This is a genomic window from Streptomyces sp. NPDC052064 (assembly GCF_055585925.1).
Genome location: NZ_JBVJJE010000005.1, coordinates 351,743 through 369,067 on the forward strand (window position 1 = coordinate 351,743; position 17,325 = coordinate 369,067).

A 17,325-nucleotide genomic window follows, 5' to 3' on the forward strand; every position below is an offset into this window, starting at 1 on the left:
GGTCACTTCGGACCGCGGTTGAACACCGCCTTCGACCAGCGGTAGCCGAGCGCCGCCAGGCCCAGGCACCAGAGGATGGTGATCCACCAGTTGTTGCCGATCTCGGTGCCGAGCAGCAGCCCGCGCAGCGTCTCGATGGCGGGCGTGAACGGCTGGTACTGGGCGATCGGCTGGAACCAGCCCGGCATCGCGTCGACCGGCACGAAGGCGCTGGAGATGAGCGGCAGGAAGACCAGCGGCAGCGCGTTGTTGCTGGCTGCCTCGGCGCTGGGGCTGACCATGCCCATCCCGACCGCGATCCAGGTGAACGCCAGGGCGAACAGCGTGAGCAGCCCGAACGCCGCCAGCCACTCCAGGGCCGTGGCGTCCGTGGAGCGGAAGCCGATGGCCACGCCGGCGGCACCGACGAGAACCACGCTGACGATCGACTGCAGCACGCTGCCAATGACGTGTCCGATGAGCACGGAGCCACGGTGGATCGCCATCGTGCGGAAGCGGGCGATGATGCCCTCGGTCATGTCCATGGAGACGGACACCGCGGTGCCGACCAGGGTGCCGCCGACGGTCATCAGCAGGATGCCCGGGACGAGATACGCGATGTATTCCGAGCGATCGGCGCCGCCGCCGCCGATGCCCGCGCTCATCACGTCGCCGAAGACGTAGACGAACAGCAGCAGCAGGACGATCGGCGTCAGCAGCAGGTTCAGGGTCAGCGAAGGGTAGCGCCGCGCGTGCAGCAGGTTGCGCCGCAGCATCGTGGACGAGTCGCGTACGGCGAGGGTGAGGGAGCTCATCGGTCAGCCTCCTTGGGCTGGTCGGTGCCGCCGGTCAGGGCGAAGAACACGTCGTCGAGGTCGGGGGAGTGCACGGTCAGCTCGTCGGCCTCGACGCCGGCGGAGTCCAGCCAGTCGAGGAGGGAGCGCAGCTCGCGCTGGCTGCCGTCGCTGGGGATCTGCAGCGACAGCGCCTCGTCGTCCCGGGTGATCTCGCGCAGTACGGAGGCCGCGCTCTGGTATGCGGCCGGGTCGGCGAAGCGGAGCCGGACGTGGCCGCCGGGGATGAGCCGTTTCAGCTCCTCGGCGGTGCCCTGGGCAGCGATCTTGCCGTCGTTCAGCACCGCGATACGGTCGGCGAGCTCGTCGGCTTCCTCCAGGTACTGGGTGGTGAGGAAGACGGTGACGCCGTCCGAGACGAGGTCGCGGATGATCTGCCACATGTTGTGGCGGGAGCGCGGGTCGAGGCCGGTGGTGGGCTCGTCGAGGAAGATGATCCGCGGGCCTCCGACCAGGGTCATGGCGATGTCCAGGCGGCGCTTCATCCCGCCGGAGTACGTGGAGGCGGGCTTCTTCGCGGCCTCGGTGAGGTCGAAGCGCTCCAGCAGTTCGGCGGTGACCCGCCGCCCCTCGGTCCTGGACAGGTGGTGCAGGTCCGCCATGAGGAGCATGTTCTCCTCGCCGGTGATCAGCCCGTCGACGGCGGAGAACTGCCCCGTGACACCGATCGCGGCACGCACCCCGTCCGGTGCCGTGGCGACGTCGTGGCCTGCGACCTGGGCCTGTCCGCCGTCGGCGGTGATGAGCGTGGAAAGGATCTTCACTGCGGTGGTCTTGCCGGCGCCGTTAGGCCCGAGCAGCGCGAACACGGACCCGGCCGGGATGCGCAGATCGATGCCGTCGAGGACAGTTATGTCGCCGTACGACTTGTGTAGACCGACGGTGGAGACGGCGGCCGGCGACTGTGGACCGTCGCCCTGCCTGGGCGTGGGCATGACAGATGAAGGCATGGGGCCCTCCGATCGAAGGCTGAAGTGAGTGGGGGTAGGGCCGGTTGACGATGTGGTGCTCAGGCCCTGGCGCGGCGGACGTCGATGTTGCCGTGCTTGGTGCGGGCGCGGACCTTGACGGTGTCCTCGGTCTGCTCCGGACTCGCGGACGCGGTGAGCGTGTTGCGCACCTGGCCGGAGCCCGAGCTGACGTCGAGCCAGGCGGCCGTGCCCACGCGGACGCCGATGTCGATGGCGCCGTAGTTGGTCTCCAACTGGACGGTGCCGCGGGCCACTTCGCCCACCCGCAGGGTGCCGTGGGCGGTGGTGGCGGTGACCGAGTCCTCGGCGCGCCGGATCTCGATGTCGCCGTTGGCGCCGCTCACCCGCAGCTCGCCGGTCGCGGCGTCGACGGTGGTGGTGCCGTGCGAGTTCTTCAGGACGGCGGGGCCGTCGAGGAGGCCGACGCGTAGGCTGCCGGAGCTGGTGGTGATCTCGGCCCTGCCTTCGACCCCGCCGACGGTGATCGAGCCGTGCGACGCGGTCAGCTGGAGCGGGCCGGTCGTGTCGAGGCGGACGTCGCCGGACGAGGTCTTCACGCTGACCTCGCCGAGCCGGCCTTCGCCGAGCACCTGGGCCCAGGCGCCGGTCATGTCGATGCGCGAGTCCGCGGGCAGTTCGACCGTCACGTCGACGGTGCCGGTGCGGCCGAGCCCGAGCAGATTGCCCTTGGGTGTCCTGACGGTCAGTGCGCCGCCCGCGTAGGTGACCTCGGTCTGCTCGGCCGCCCGTACGTCCAGGTCCTTCTTCGGGTCGCGGGGCCGCACCTCGACGACGGTGTCGAGGCGGTCGCCCGCGGTGAATTGGATGGAACCGGCCTCCACGCGCGCGGTGACCGAGATCGCTTCGGGAGTGTCGAAAGAAGGCATGGCTGTCCCGTCCTCTTGAGTCCTTGGGTCGTCCCCGCTGGTGGGACGTGGTGTGGGTGAAGTGGTGCGGGCGGGGGCGCGGCTAGCGCACCCAGCCCGTGAAGCTCTGGCCGACGGTCTGGGCCTTCTCCGGAGTGCGCGGCCGGTTGCCGCCGTCGACCGCGGTCGACACGGCGCGCACCAGCCACGCGTTGACCGACAGGCCCTCGCGGGTCGCGGCCTCTTCGGCGCGGGCCTTGAGGTGGGCCGGCAGGCGCAGGTTGACGCGGGCGGTGCCCCCCTCGTCGCCGTCGGCCGGAACCGGGGCCCTGAACGGTTCGGCGGGTGCGGCTGGCTCCGCGGGGGCGCCGCCATAGGTGGGCGGCGGTGTCACCACGAAGTCGGGGTCGAGCCCGCGCAGCCGTACGTCGACCGAGCCGGGGGCGAGTTCACGGGTGATCTCGTCCATCGCGGCGGAGAGCACGTTGAGCATGGTCAGCCGGGTCGCCGACTCCAGGGGAGCGGTGAGCCTCTCGGCCAGCTCGCGGGCTTCGTCGCCGCCGGCTTCGGCGGCCACCGCGAGTTCGCGGCGGAGGGAGTCGACATACGGGGTGAGGTCCATGACGCCATGATGGCACCATGATGGCGTCACGGCAAGCCCGAGTGGTGCCTTTGTGGGGTGGCTCCGAGAAGGATCGAGAAGGATCGGGAGCGCGGAATGGTGTCGGCGACACTGTCCGGCGCCACGCGGGTGCCGTGTGACGCCACGCGATGTCGCGGGATGGTGATCCGCCCGTCTCTCGGTTCGCGTCGTGGCGCAGGTGCCACCCGGAGTGAACCTTTCAAGTGTCCGGGCAGGCATCAGTCGACGCATGCGGACGGGAGTACATCTGATGCGTGCCACGGCATTTACCACTCCCGGTGTGCACCGAAGGCGTGCCGGATCGCTGACTTGCGCATGCACGAGCCCGTACATGGTGTGGCGCCACATGGTGTCGCAGTGACACCATTCATGTGTCATAGTGGCATCACTGGCGGCACACTCCTCGGTCCCGAAGGCCGAGGGGTGCGCGTTTCGCGGAGTGAGGCCATCGAAGGGGTCGGATCATGGAGACAGCACACAGCCAGGAGCAGGCGGCGCCCGCCGCCTTCACCGCCTTCACCGCCTTCGCCCGCTTCGTGCTCTTCGGCGGTGGGGTGGGGATCACCTCCAGCTTCGCCGTGGCGGCCCTGGCCTCCTGGATCCCCTGGGTTCTGGCCAACGCCCTGATCACCGTGGTCTCCACGCTCCTCGCCACCGAGCTGCACGCCCGGTTCACCTTCGGTGCGGGCGGGCGCGCGACCTGGCGCCAGCATGCGCAGTCCGCCGGGTCGGCGGCGGCCGCGTACGTGGTGACCTGTGTGGCGATGCTTGTCCTGCAGCAGCTGGTGGCGGCGCCCGGTGCGGTGCTCGAACAGGTCGTCTACCTGTCCGCCTCCGCACTCGCCGGTGTCGCACGGTTCACGGTGCTGCGCCTCGTCGTCTTCGCGCGGAACCGCTCGCAGGCCGCGCCCACCGTTCGCACTGCCCGTCCCGTGCACGCGACCGTGGCCCGTGCCGCAGCCTCGGCCGGCCCTGCGGTGCTCTGCTACGCCGCCTGACCGTTCCACCGGGCGGCAGCGCGCGCCGACGGGCGGGAAGCGTCCGAGAAGCTACGGGTTCGTCGCTCCTGGAGGTGGCCGTCGAGGGCGGGCAGTCGCTGGATATCAACGGCGCCTGCGATCTCCGGCGACGAGGCTGAGATCGCCGCGCTGACGCTGGGGCCTGAGAACGCCAAGGACGAGCTGCTCGGTCGAAGAAGCGGTCCAGAGGATGGCGGCGGGCAGCCGCGCGCACCGGCTCTCGGCCTGTCGGGGCTTGTCCTGATCGCCACGTCGCCGGAGGCGACGGTCGCCTGCCTGCCGAAGCGGTGCCGCCGAGGGGCTCGCCCGCCGTGTCGCCCAACCGCTCGGGTCGCCTCGCTGACCTGATGGCCGACGGTGGCGCTCCACGTCGCCCGTTGCCGAACACTTCCCTGAGCGAGGACGTGACCTGGGGCTTTCCGACCCTGTGCCACAATGCCGTCCGCCTTCCTGCAAGCCCCCGTGATGGGGGCTTCCGTGATACGTGAGAGGGCCTGAGGCGTGAGTGAGACACCGTCGAACACCCTGCATTGTCCGCCTACACCCTCACACGGCTACGGCAGCCTTCGCCGCGGGACCTTCTCAACATCGACCTCGGCCATCTCACCGACGACTTGATGTTCCGCATGGCAGGAACTCTGGAACAGAGCTTCAAGAGCGTCCTGCGCCGCAACAAGGCCGGCGGCGTGGACCGGATCGCCCGTACCCCCGACTTCACCACCCAGATCCGCCAAGCCGTCGTGTCCCAGAGCCGTTACCACATCGAAGGCTGAGCGATCCGGCAATGCCACCGGTCGTGCCGACGGCTGATGACGGACGGACGTAGGTCGGCCGCGGTGGCCTCCGACTCCGCCCCTATTCCTACGGGTGCAGGCTGAAGTTGGCAGGTGGACGGGGGCGCGGCCGGCGGCGCGGGCCAGTCCCGTCATCGATCCCGCTCCCGTACGGCCTGCTCCTGGCCCTTCAAGCTCGATGGAGACTACGGCTGTATACATGGTGGGACTGTTCTGCCCATGCACAGCCGGGCACGTGACCAGGCCCAACTCGCCGCCGAATCTCGCAGGTTCTTCCGCCGCCACCAGCGGCCAGCCGCACATCGTCCGCAGCTGCTTCTGCGGCCCCCACGTCCGCTACATCCTCGAATAGAACCGATTGAGCTTCGGAATCAATAAGATGCCCGTGGCACCCGTTGGCGGTATCGAGTTCGGCCAGTCTCGTTGGATCGGGATGCCGGCGGCGGGGCGCAGGCGGGGAGCATGTAACCCTTCGGACGGGCGCTGGAGCATCCGTGTTTGATGTGAACACGATCGAATTGGCCGCCGGTAGGCACGAACCTGGATCAGGTCAGGCTTCCTTCTTGGAAGCCGTCTCCTACTTCGCGGGGGAGGCATGGTCGGATCTCCCTGAATGTGTGTCCCCGCTGATCGCCATCTTCGGCCGGGCATGGAATGACGCCTTGCCGGACGTGGACCGGACACAGCTGCTGCGGCCCTATATCCGCCGGGTCGTTGGCACGCGTTGCGCCGTTGACCTCAGCCAAATCGGTATCCTCGCCGCCTACGCGGGTGATGGGGAGATGAAAGATGTTCCCTGTATGCCTGCCGACTGCGCTCGCGCCTGGATGTGCGCCGACTGGTTGATCCGGACCTACACGCCAGCGTGGCTGCGGCTGGCGGGCAGGGACACGGCGACGCTGGAGGGACTGCCAGAACTCGTCTGCGGCATGCGCGGTTACCATCATTACTTCCCTACCCCTCCAACCGCTGTCATCGCGAATGCGATCATGCCCCAACAGCTGCCCGAGCGCAGAATGCTCTGGCGGGACTTCTACGCATGCGTTTCGCGCGCCGCGGCCCTGGCTGGGGGGCCTGCCGTGCGCGATGCCTTCAAAGCCGTCCCCTGGCTCGCCCCGGATGCCCCGGACAGCCAGATCGATCACATAGTCCAGATCGCTATGGGGAATGCTGGGGCCGCCATGGAGGCGGTAGTTCATGCGGCCGCTCGGGAAGCCGGATGGAACGACATCCTGGAAGCCGAGCACCACGCCACCCGAGACATGGCAGTAGAGGCCGCAAGGCGCGCCCGTCGGGAGATCTTGCAGGCCGCGCCCACTGAGGTGCGGCGGGCCGCCCGCGATGCCAAGCGGGCCGCTCCGCGTTGGGAGCGCGACATGCGAAAGGCCGACGAACGCATGACCCGCCGGAGTGCCGAGGAAGCCGCCCGGCGCACAGTCGGCCCGGCCGTCAGGCCCTACGTCTGGATCCGCGCCAAGGCCGCCGGCTGGGCTGCCGTCCGGGACTCCAGGACAGCTATGAACCAGTACTCGCCGCCTGCCATCCGCGACGCCGCCCGGGCAGCGGCCCAACGCGCCTACCACGACGTCGAACACACCGCCCACTGGCAACCGGCCCTGGCCGCGGCCCAAGTCGCTGCTCAACGAGCCCTCGCCCCAACCATCGCCGAACTCCAGAACTCCGCATGTGACCTGCTCGACCGCTTGACCACAGCCTGAAGCAACCTGCAAAAGCAGCCATGCGCTCGGGCTCGCAATGCGCTGGGCGAGTGGAAAACCTACCGTTTCGGATCAATATGTACCGCCACGCGATGGTCGCCGACAGCTCGACCATGTTGGTCACCACCGGCGTCGGCTATGGCACTGCCCTTGCGTGTGCGGTTCGGTCATGGTCAGGGCACGAGGGTGGAAGTGGACGGGACGCCGACTTGGCGAAGCGGCGTTCCCTGGAGAGGAACGGGGTCGCCAGGTGTTCTGCCCTGGGCGGGTTCGCGCCGGGGACGGAGCAGGTCAGGGCGGCGACGTGGGCGGCGAACGAGCACGCGTCGGCGACGTCTTCGAGGCCCAGCCGGTCGAGTCGTCCGCCGAGGTGTCCGAGGGCGGCGAGGCGGTGCAGCAGGCCAGCGGTGAAGGAGTCTCCGGCGCCGACGGTGTCGACGATGTCGATGGCCGGGGTCGGGACGGTGACGCGGTGGCCATCGAGGGAGGCGAGTGCGCCGCGTCCGCCGAGGGTGATGACGACGAGTCGTGCGCCGGCGCTGTGCCAGGTGTCGCAAGCCTCTTCAAGGCCGGCACCGGGGAGGAGCAGGGCGAGGTCGTCCTCGCTGAGGCGGAGGATGTCGGCGAGGGCGCACCAGCGAGGAAGCCGCTCTCGGTAGGCCGAGGGCGGGACGAGCAGGGGGCGGACGTTGGGGTCGATGGATACGGTGACGTGCTCGCGGGCACTGGCGAGGTGGTCCTCGATGTGGCCGGCACCGGGCTGACGTACCAGGGCCAGGGATCCGGTGTGCAGGCAGACCGCGTCGTCCTGCTGGGTGGCGGCGAGTTCGGCGGTGGTCCATTGCCAGTCGGCGGCGTTGTCGGCGTAGAAGGTGTAGGTGGCCTGGCCGGTCTCGTCGAGGTCGGCGACGGCGAGCGTGCTGGGCTCGGGGGCGCTTACGCTACCGGTCAGGTCGACGCCGGAGGCGCTGAGGCGGTCTCGGAAGAGGGCGCCGAAGACGTCGTTGGAGAATCGTCCGAGGAAGCGGGTGGGGGTGCCGAGCCGGGCGAGGGCGACGGCGGTGTTGGCGGGACCGCCACCGGGCAGGGCGCGCAGTGCGAGTTCGCTGAGGCTGGACCGGCCAGGGTCGGCGAAGGTGTCGGCGACGCACTCGCCAAGGACGGTGACACTGCTGGGGGAGCCGTGTCGGGGCATGGTGACTCTCTGCCTTTCTGGGGGAGGGCGTGGGCCTGCGGCTCCTGTGCCTGGGTCCGGCTGGTACGCCGATGTCGACGGGTAGGTCGACGACGGTGCCGTCCTCACCTGCTTCGAGGTGAGGACGGCGTTTTGAGGACACGTGGGACAGGCGGCGCGTTACGCGTCCTGCCCTTGGCTCGCCAGCAGCGGTTCCTGACGGATTCCGCCCGGGGTCAGGTTCCATGCCTCGACTGTGAAGTAGCTGTTGCCCGTGCCTGTCGTGCGGGCCTGCAGTCGCCAGGGTCCCTCGGCGAGTGGATAGAACCTGAGGGTGAGGACCCGGCCGTCGCCGAGATAGACCTCGGCGATCGAACGGTCCACGATCACGCGTAGCTCCACGGGGGTGCCGGTCGTCGCGGCTGGGCACGGGACGGCATATGAGCCTCCTCGTGCCCTCGCGTCCAGTGATGCGTGGCTGCGGTCCACGGTGAGCCGGCCGGTGGTGGGATCGAGGCTGATGTCGAGGTACTCGGTGTCGTCCGCGGCGGTGACCAGGCGCAGGCCGCTGGTGCCGGTGGTGTCCGGGGTCAGGACGGCAGTGAGGTCGAAGGTGCGGCTGACCTGGCCGAGTTCGGCGGCCCCGGACTGTGTGACGTGCCCGGTGCGGTGCAGTACGCGTTCGCCGCGCAGCGCGAGCAGTTCGCGAGCGGGGCGTTGGACGACCGTTCCGTCGGCGGCGAGGGTCACCTCGCGGGGGAGGGTGAGGGTGCCTGCCCAGCCTGCTTCATGCGCCCAGGCGTCGTCGCGGGCCTCCCACGCCCAGCCCCACAGCAGCCAGCGGTCCTCCCCCGGGGCCCTGAGCAGCGCGGGGGCGTAGAAGTCGGGGCCGTGATCCAGCGGCACCGGGGCCGCGGTCGCCGTGAAGCGTCCGTCCTGCTCGCGGCCGGTGTGGACGGTCGTGTGGCTGGGGCCGCCCCGCGGGGTCCAGTCGCTGATGATCAGGACGCCGCGGTCGCCGAGGGGCGCGTACTGGGGGCATTCCCATCCGACCGGGCCGGAGCCGGCCGCGGCATCGCTGGTGTGGAAGCGGCCGCGGTACTCCCAGTGCTCCAGGTCGTCGGACTCGTACAGCTGCGCCGCGGCGCGGTTGTCGGCGAGGGCCGAGCCGACCAGCATGCGCCAGCGGCCGTCCTGCTGCCAGACGTAGGGGTCCCGGTACATCGTGGTGTCTGCGGGCGGCTCGGGGATGAGCAGCTCCGGGCGCTTGACCCAGGTGATTCCGCCGTCGTACGACTCGGCGGTGGTCACCGGCTGCCACCAGCGGTCGGTGCGGTGGGCCGAGTAGAAGGCCACCATGCGGCCGTCGTCGGAGACCGCGTTTCCGGAGAAGCAGCCGTCGGCGTCGTAGCCGCCGGGAGTGGGGGCGAGGGCCACCGGGAGGGATTCCCAGTTGATCAGGTCGGGGCTTCGGTAGTGGCCCCAGTGCACGTTCGAATGCCGCGGAGCGTACGGGTTGTACTGGAAGAAGACGTGGTAGTGGCCGTCGTGGAAGACCAGCCCGTTGGGGTCGTTGATCCAGTTGAGCGGGGGGCGCAGATGCATGGCCGGAAGGTGGGGGTCAGCAGGCGGCGGGGACACACGGGGCCTTTCTTGGGGTGCGTGAAGCACACGGGGAAGAAGAGGGGTGGAGAAACGCGGTGCGTTGCGCGGGCGCGGGCGCGGGTTCAGCCCTTCACGCCCGTCGACGCGATGCTGTTCACGAACGACCGCTGGAACGCCACGAACAGGGCGAGGATCGGCACGGTGATCATGGAGGAGTAGGCCATGATCTGGCCCCAGCCCACGTTGAGTTGGAAGAAGTAGGAGATGCCCACCATCACCGGCCGCAGGTTCTCGCTCTGCACGACCATCAGCGGCCACAGGTAGGAGTTCCAGGCGGGCAGGAAAGTGAGGATGGCGACGGTGGCGACGGCCGGGCCGGACAGGGGCATGACGATGCGCCGGTAGATGGTGAACCAGCCGGCGCCGTCCACGATCGCCGCCTCGTCGATCTCCTTGGGGATGCTCTGGAAGTACTGGTGGAAGAAGAAGATCGAGAAGGCGTTGGCGATGAACGGCACGATCTGGACCTGGTAGGTGTCCATCCAGCCGGTGGTCCACTCCAGGTGGAAGCCGTTGACGCGGAGCAGCGGCAGTTGGTTGACCCACCACACCAGCGGCAGTGCGAAGGTCTCGAACGGCACGATGAGGGTGGCGATGATGCCAGTGAGGACGAGCTTGCGGCCGGGCCAGCGCATGCGGGACAGGGCGAAGGCGGCCATGCTGTTGACGATGATGCCGAGCACGACGGTGATCGAGGAGATCAGTACGGAGTTCAGCAGGAATTGTGCCGCCGGGACTCGCTCGAACACGGCCGTGTAGTTGTCCAGCGACAGGGCGCCGACCGGCAGGAAGGCGCGCAGGGAGCCCAGGTCGCTGAAGATCTGGTCGTCCGGTTTGAACGACGAGATCAGCATGAAGACGAGTGGGAGCGCGAAGACCAGGGCCAGGACGACACGGCCGACGTGACCGCCGAGGTGCTTGAGGACGGAGGTCATGTCAGTCCTTCTCCCGGGTCAGGAATCGCTGGACGAGGGACACGGCCAGCACGAGCACGAAGAAGATCAGCGAGATGGCCGCGGCGTACGCGGTCTGCTGCTGGTCGTAGCCGGTGTGCACGGCCTGGTAGACGACGGTGGTGGTGGAGTCGAGCGGGCCGCCTTGCGTCATCACCCTGATCTGGGTGAAGAGGCTGAACGCCGCGATGGTGATGGTGACCAGCACGAAGGTGCGGGTGGCGCGCAGTCCCGGCCAGGTGACGTGGCGGAAGCGGTGCCAGCGGGTGGCCCCGTCCAGGTCGGCGGCCTCGTACAGCTCGGCGGGGATGGTCTGGAGACCGGCCAGCCAGATGATCATGTGGAAGCCGACGCCCTGCCACACCGACATCAGGATGATGGCGGGCATGGCGGTGTCCGGGTTGCCCAGCCAGTCCGGGCCGTCGACGTGTCCGAGGGTGAGCACCGAGATGACGTGGTTGACCAGGCCGTCCTGCCGGTAGAGGAAGGTCCACAGGAGGGACACGACGACCATCGAGGTGACGACCGGCAGGAAGTAGACGGTGCGGAAGAAGTTGACGCCCCGCACCTTCGCGTTGACCAGCAGCGCCAGCACCAGGGCGAGCCCGGCCTGCAGCGGGACGACGACGGCGGCGAAGTACGCCGTGTTGCGCAGGGACTTGTAGAAGACCGGGTCTTCGAAGAGCTGGGTGAAGTTGCGAAGGCCCACGAAGCGGGCCGGGGTGGGTGAGATCAGCCTCGCGTCGGTGAACGCCAGGGCGAAGGCGAGGGCGACCGGTACGACGAGGAAGACGATCAGCAGCACGACGGCCGGGGTGGCCATGCCGACGGCGGTGAGGCTCTCACGGCGGCGTGCGTTGGTCGTTCGGGTTCGCCGGACCGGACGCAGCCGCTCAAGGGCTGCGATCATGGTGGTCACGGTAGCTCCAGGGGGGAGCCGGTCCGGTTCGGGCGCGCGAGGAGGCGCGGTCGGGGCCCGAACCGGACCGGAGCAGGGTCAGCCGGCGTTGTAGTTGTTCGTCTTCAGGTTGTTGTCGATGTCCTTCGCCGCCTGACCCAGAGCGTTCTTGGGATCGGCGCCGGACAGGATGTCCTGGGCCGCCTTCTCGAACTCGGTGGAGATGTAGGGGTAGGCGGGGGTCACCGGGCGTACCTCCGCGTACTTGCGCGCGAACTGGACGAGCTCGTTGAACTTCCCGCCCGGCTGGTAGCCGTCGATCTGCTTCGCGGCGGCCTCGGTGCCCGGGAGAGTGCCGGTGGCCTTGGCGTAGTCGACGAAGTACTTGGTCTGGCGGGAGAACTTCAGCCACGCCTGCGCGCCGTCCTTGTTGGAGCAGCTGGAGCTCATCGCCCACTGCCAGGAGGCGCCGCCGATCTTGGGACCGCGGCCGAAGTCGACCGGCGGGATGATCGCCAGGTCGTCGCCGAGCTTGTCGGCGTTCTTGGTCGCGTTCCAGCTGCCGTCCCACTGGATGGCGCTCTTGCCGGCCAGGAAGTCCTTGTTGGGGTCGGCGCCGGACTTCTTGGACATGTAGCCCTTGGCCACCAGCGATCGGAACCAGGTAGCCCATTCCACGGACTTCTTGCCGTCGAGGGTGCCGGAGGCGGTCTTGTAGCCGTCGCGGTTGACCAGGTCACCGCCGAAGCTCTGCAGCTGCGGGGAGTACGCGTACGACCACCACTCACCGGTGCCGCCGGTGCCCATCTCCAGCGGGTACTTGAACTTCCCGCTCTTCTTCAGCTTGGCGAGCGCCGCGTCGAACTCGGTCTTCGTCCACGGCTTGTCCATGGTGGGGATGCGGATGTCGTTCTCGTTCAGCACCGACTTGCGGGCGAAGAAGGCCAGGGACACGTCGTAGAAGCCGAAGCCGTAGACCTTGTCCTTGTAGCGGCCGACGGTGCTGGGCAGCTGGTCGGACAGCGGTACCTCGCTGCCGGAGACGTCGATCGGGGCGAGGTAGCCGCCCCAGGCCCAGTTCGCCACGTTGGGCCCGTCCACGTCGAGCAGGCACGGCAGCTTGCGGGCCGAGGCGGCAGCGACGACGGAGTTGTTGTAGTCGCTCTGCGGGAACGCCTGGAGCTTGACCTTGTACTTGCTCTGGGAGCCGTTGAAGTCCTTGATGATCTTCTTGACGACGTCAAGTTCGGTCGAGTTGCCGGCGTTGTGCGTCCACAGGGTCAATGTGTCGCCGTCGGCTCCGGACGTGCTGCCGCCGCTGCCGGTCGCACATCCGGCGACCAGCGCGGTCGCCGCTGCCGCAGCTACACTCGCTAGTGCGAGGCGCCTGGTTCTGAACACCACGAGGGTTCCTCCATCTCACTGAGACGGGTCTTGCCGGACCCGCCTTGGCGACCGGTTGCGACGGTCGCTGTTCTTGGTGGTCGTCCCGCCGCCCGGAGGGTCAGTACTCCTGGCGGCGGGACAACCGTCTTCGGGTGCCCGGTGTCAGCCCCAGGCGGGGGCGCCGATGGAGGCACGTTCCCGCAGCGGCATGGGCACACGGTGGACGACTGCTTCGAGCGGCCCCCTGCGGAGAATCAGCTCCACGGCGAGGCTGCCGAGTTGGTAGTGCGGCAGCTTCAGCGTGGTGAGCGCCGGGCGCAGTACGGCCGCGATGTCCTGGTCGTCGAAGGAGACCACCGACACGTCGCCGGGCACGGACAGACCTGCCTCGCCGAGCGCCTGGTAGGCGCCGAGGGACACCCGATCGGCCAGGCACACCAGCGCCCGGGGACGGTGGCCCGCCGCGAGCAGCGCGGAGACCTCCCGGTAGCCGTCCGGCGTGTCCCAGTCGCACTCGATGACACCGTCCAGGCGCGCGCCGCCCTCCCGCAGAACCTCCTCCAGGCCGCGCATGCGCTCGTTGCCCGCGATGATCCCCTCGGGCGTGGCCGGGACGGCCTGGTGCCCGCCGATCGCCCAGATGCCCTCGGTGTGACCGGCCACGAGCAGGGCGCGGGCCGCGTCCCGGCCGGCCTCCAGTTCGTCGGGGACGACGGACGGGGCGTCGAAGCCGGGGGCGAGGCAGTTCAGCAGGACCACGCGGCGCCCGAACAGCTCCTTGGGCGGAGTGACGTACCGGGTGAACATGGAGGCGTAGATCACCGCGTCGACCTGGCGGTCCAGCAGCGCGTGGACCAGCGAGGACTCGGCGTCGCGATCGCCGCCCGCCTCAGTGATGAACAGCAGGTTGTCCCGTTCGCGGGCGGCCTCCATCGCGCCGCGGATCACCTCGCCCGCGAAGGGCGTCGTGGTGATCCGGTCCGAAACGAACCCGATGGTCTGCGTCGACTTCGTCCGCAGGCTGCGCGCGGTGACGTTCGGGCGGTAACCCAGCTCCTTCGCGGCATCCAGCACCTTCTGGCGGGAGGCATCGGAGATGCGCATGTCGGTGCGACCGGACAGGGCGAACGACGCGGTCGTCGGCGAGACGCCCGCATGGCGGGCGACATCGGCCATGGTCACACGACGTTCAGACACGCTGCTCAGCTCCGTTGTTAAATCGGATTAGCAAGTTGCGAAGAGATTGATGCGCCTGTGGTCGGATGTCAACACCGCAGACATCTCGAATGAGAAACCGGGGAGGTATATGGCGATTTGTCCGCCTCTCTTGCGTCCCCCAGGTAAAACGGTATGCATTAGCTCTTGCGTTAGCAGGGGCGGGGCGCGAACGATGCCGAGCCATCTCGCTTAAACCGATTTGGCAGAGCGTCAGACCTGCCGCGCACCATCCAGGAGCCCGCCCATGAGGAGAAGAACAGCCCTCACCGTCGTGTCCGCCGCCATCGGCGGGGCCGTCGTACCGCTCTCGTTCGCTTCCGCTTCCGCCGCCGCGGAGGGCCGACGCGGTCCCCAAAGTCCCACCGCCCGCTGGGACTTCGACGAGCGCGGCGGCACGGTCGCCCGGGAGGCGGTCTCGGGCTCCGCAGACCCCATCGACTACGTCTTCGAAGACGCCCGCTACAAGCCGGACACCGACCCCGTCCGGCGGCGCGGAGTGCGCGGCCGGGCGCTGTACTTCGACGGCTACTCCACCGTCGTCACCGCCAAGGGCCCCGGCAAGCTGGATCCCGCCCAGGGCCTGACCGTCGACGCGTGGATCGCCCCTTACGCCTACGAGCACGGCATCGACGGCAAACCCCAGGCCCTGGTCAACCAGCACAACCCGGACGCGAAGACCGGCTTCCTGCTCGGCCTGCGCCGCTTCGGCCAGATCGTCTTCCAACTCGGCTTCGGCACCGACCTGATCGAGGTCAAGGGAGACGCGGACATGCCGGCCACCAAGGGCCGATGGACACACGTCGCCGCCAGCTACGATCCGGCCGCACACCAGCTGCGCCTCTACCGCGACGGCCGCCTCATCGGCACCGCCACCACTCCCGACAAGGCCCCCCGACTGGCCCCCGACGAGCAGCTGTTGATCGGCCGGCACAACCGGCCCACCCTGCTCAACGGGGAGTTCCACGCCAACATGTACATGGGCCTGATGGACAGCCTCGTCATCCGCCCCGGCACCCTGGACGACACCACCGCCCAGCAGGAGCACGCCGAGAGGGTCGCCGCGCTGCCGGGCAACCGCGTGCCCCGCCCGGACCTGACGTTGAACCGGTCCCGCTTCGACGGCGACCGGCACCGCCCCCAGTTCCACATGCTGCCGCCCTGGCACTGGATGAACGAGCCGCACGCACCCGTGTACTTCAAGGGCAAGTACCACATCTTCTACCAGCACGACCCGCTCGGCCCGTTCTGGGGCCAGATCCACTGGGGGCACGCGGTCAGTACCGACATGGTGCACTGGCGGGACATGCCCATAGCCCTGGCCCCGGCGGGGGACTCGGTCGGGCCGGACGGCTGCTGGTCTGGCTCGGCGTACGTCGACGGCGACCGGGGGCCGGTGCTCTTCTTCACCGGCGGCGACGACCGGCTGCCCTACCGTCAGCGCACCGGGATGGCCGTGTCCTCGTACAAGACCGACCGCGACACGGACCTGCCCACCTGGACCATGAAGTCCGAGCCGGTCACCGAGGCCCCGGCCGGTCTCCCCGCCGGCCCCGGCACCGCGTGGGCGGAGAACTTCCGCGACCCGTTCGTCTGGGAGGAGGACGGCGTCTGGTATCAGCTGGTCGGCAGCGGCATCGTCGACTACAGCGGCGCCCAGGTCACCAAGAAGCACGGCGGCACCGCACTCGTCTACACCGCGCGCAGGCCCGAGGGACCCTGGACGTACCGGGGCCCGCTGCACTGGAACGACCTCACGAAGGTCCCCGAGCCCGGAGAAGTCTGGGAACTGCCGGTTCTCCTCCCGCTCCCCGGCCCGAAGGGCAAACGCACCGGCAAGCACATCCTGCTGGTCAGCCCCTGGTGGGAGGCGTTCAACCCTGACGCCGTCAAGCACACCTACTACTGGATCGGCACCTTCGACAAGCGCGCGTGCCGCTTCGTGCCCGACCACGACAAGCCCCGCGAGTTCGACTTCGGCGAGCACTTCACCGGCCCGTCCGGCTTCGTCACCCCCGACGGCCGCTCGGTGCTCTTCAGCATCACCCAGGACCGCCGCAGCGAACAGCAGCACGCCCAGTCCGGCTGGGCCCACAACGCCGGCATGCCGGTCAGCGTCTCGCTGCGCCAGGACGGAACCCTCGGTGTCGAGCCGATCGAAGAGGCGGCCGGACTGCGGGGCCGACGGCTGGTCAAGATCCGTCAGGCTTCGGTGAAGGAGGCCGACCGCCAACTCGCCGGTGTCTCCGGTGACATGCTCGACATCGAGGCCGTCATCGAGCCCCGCGACGCCACGACCGTCACCCTGGCCGTCCGGGCGAGCGCCGACGGCAGTGAGCGGACTCTGCTCTCCTATGACACGAGCAAGCACCGCTTCTCCATCGACCGCGGCCGCTCCAGCCTCGACCCGGACGTCCGCAAGGGCATCCACGGCGGCACGGTCGAACTCGACGGCGAAAAGCTGAAGTTGAGAGTCCTGCTCGACCGTTCGATGCTGGAGGCGTACGTCAACGGCACCAACAGCCTCACCAGCCGCGTCTATCCGACCCGGAAGGACTCCACCGGCCTGCGGCTGACCAGCGAGGGCGGCTCCGCCCAGGTCGTCTCCCTGGACGTGTGGACCATGAACGGCGCCTACGACACATCCGTAGTGCCGGCCGCCTACGACCCGCCGCGCCCGACGAACGTCGACGCCCTTCCCAACCACGACTTCGCCACCGGCGACCTCACCGGATGGACCGTCGTCTCCGGCACCACCTTCGGCGACGCCAACGTGACCACCCGTACCGACTGGGGCTGGGGCGGACCCTTCTACCAGGCCGAGACGGCGGACGACCCGGACGGCCACCACCTGTGGGGCTACAACCCGAACGCGGGCGGCGACGACGCCACGGGCGTACTCCGCTCCGCCACCGTCGTCCTCGGCGGAGACGGCGTGGTCGACCTGCTCGTGTCCGGCGGCAACGACCTCGACCGGCTCTACGCCGCCGTCGTCCGTGCGGACGACGGCAAGGTGTTGGCCAAGGAAACCGGGCGTGGTGCGGAACAGTACCGCCGTGTCGTCTTCGACCTGTCCGAGCACATCGGCGAACGGATCTACGTCGAGGTCGTCGACAAGGCGACGGGCGGCTGGGGCCACATCAACGTCGACGACGTCAACGTGCCTGTCCAGCGCTCCTGACCACCTGCC

At 69.0% G+C, this 17,325-nt stretch carries 14 protein-coding genes; 4 read left to right on the top strand and 10 right to left on the bottom strand.

Annotated elements, in window-relative coordinates; genetic code table 11:
• Positions 1 to 2: 2 nt before the first annotated feature.
• The 4 genes from ACZ6TU_RS16060 to ACZ6TU_RS16075 form a co-directional block, all read right to left on the bottom strand.
• Complete coding sequence (locus ACZ6TU_RS16060; RefSeq protein WP_467670005.1) at positions 3 to 794, bottom strand: ABC transporter permease; 792 nt, start codon at positions 792 to 794, stop codon at positions 3 to 5.
• The gene (locus ACZ6TU_RS16065; protein WP_469548871.1) at positions 791 to 1,783 is read right to left on the bottom strand and encodes an ATP-binding cassette domain-containing protein; all 993 of its coding nucleotides are present in this window, start codon (positions 1,781 to 1,783) and stop codon (positions 791 to 793) included. The genes ACZ6TU_RS16060 and ACZ6TU_RS16065 overlap by 4 nt, the downstream gene beginning before the upstream one ends.
• 59 nt (positions 1,784 to 1,842) lie before the next feature.
• A complete protein-coding gene (locus ACZ6TU_RS16070) occupies positions 1,843 to 2,691 on the bottom strand; it encodes a DUF4097 family beta strand repeat-containing protein (RefSeq protein WP_467670009.1) in 849 nt (282 codons plus the stop codon).
• Between the two features lie 82 nt (positions 2,692 to 2,773).
• A complete protein-coding gene (locus ACZ6TU_RS16075; RefSeq protein WP_467670011.1) occupies positions 2,774 to 3,292 on the bottom strand; it encodes a toxin-antitoxin system HicB family antitoxin in 519 nt (172 codons plus the stop codon).
• A gap of 485 nt (positions 3,293 to 3,777) precedes the next feature.
• Here ACZ6TU_RS16075 and ACZ6TU_RS16080 point away from each other — a divergent pair, with 485 nt between their 5' ends.
• From ACZ6TU_RS16080 to ACZ6TU_RS16090, 3 genes are all read left to right on the top strand, one after another.
• Positions 3,778 to 4,311, top strand: coding sequence for a GtrA domain-containing protein (locus tag ACZ6TU_RS16080; protein WP_469548875.1), 534 nt, complete (start codon positions 3,778 to 3,780; stop codon positions 4,309 to 4,311).
• 647 nt (positions 4,312 to 4,958) lie between these two features.
• Positions 4,959 to 5,105, top strand: coding sequence for a hypothetical protein (locus tag ACZ6TU_RS16085; RefSeq protein WP_469548878.1), 147 nt, complete (start codon positions 4,959 to 4,961; stop codon positions 5,103 to 5,105).
• Positions 5,106 to 5,620: 515 nt separating this feature from the next.
• A complete protein-coding gene (locus tag ACZ6TU_RS16090; RefSeq protein WP_469548880.1) occupies positions 5,621 to 6,844 on the top strand; it encodes a hypothetical protein in 1,224 nt (407 codons plus the stop codon).
• 136 nt (positions 6,845 to 6,980) lie between these two features.
• Here the strand turns inward: ACZ6TU_RS16090 and ACZ6TU_RS16095 are convergent, their stop codons facing one another.
• From ACZ6TU_RS16095 to ACZ6TU_RS16120, 6 genes are all read right to left on the bottom strand, one after another.
• On the bottom strand, positions 6,981 to 8,039 hold the full coding sequence (locus ACZ6TU_RS16095) for a carbohydrate kinase family protein (RefSeq protein WP_467670019.1): 1,059 nt from the start codon (positions 8,037 to 8,039) through the stop codon (positions 6,981 to 6,983).
• A gap of 159 nt (positions 8,040 to 8,198) precedes the next feature.
• The gene (locus tag ACZ6TU_RS16100; protein ID WP_469548883.1) at positions 8,199 to 9,623 is read right to left on the bottom strand and encodes a glycoside hydrolase family 32 protein; all 1,425 of its coding nucleotides are present in this window, start codon (positions 9,621 to 9,623) and stop codon (positions 8,199 to 8,201) included.
• Positions 9,624 to 9,745: 122 nt separating this feature from the next.
• Entirely contained in the window at positions 9,746 to 10,618 is an 873-nt protein-coding gene (locus tag ACZ6TU_RS16105) for a carbohydrate ABC transporter permease (RefSeq protein WP_356094628.1), read from the bottom strand.
• Position 10,619: 1 nt separating this feature from the next.
• Positions 10,620 to 11,546: a carbohydrate ABC transporter permease gene (locus ACZ6TU_RS16110; protein ID WP_356094630.1), complete on the bottom strand. Its 927-nt coding sequence runs from the start codon at positions 11,544 to 11,546 to the stop codon at positions 10,620 to 10,622.
• Positions 11,547 to 11,633: 87 nt separating this feature from the next.
• Entirely contained in the window at positions 11,634 to 12,938 is a 1,305-nt protein-coding gene (locus ACZ6TU_RS16115; RefSeq protein WP_469548887.1) for an ABC transporter substrate-binding protein, read from the bottom strand.
• Between the two features lie 144 nt (positions 12,939 to 13,082).
• Entirely contained in the window at positions 13,083 to 14,117 is a 1,035-nt protein-coding gene (locus ACZ6TU_RS16120) for a LacI family DNA-binding transcriptional regulator (protein WP_467670025.1), read from the bottom strand.
• Between the two features lie 265 nt (positions 14,118 to 14,382).
• Between ACZ6TU_RS16120 and ACZ6TU_RS16125 the strand changes: the two genes are divergently transcribed.
• A complete protein-coding gene (locus ACZ6TU_RS16125) occupies positions 14,383 to 17,316 on the top strand; it encodes a GH32 C-terminal domain-containing protein (RefSeq protein WP_469548892.1) in 2,934 nt (977 codons plus the stop codon).
• Positions 17,317 to 17,325 lie beyond the last annotated feature (9 nt).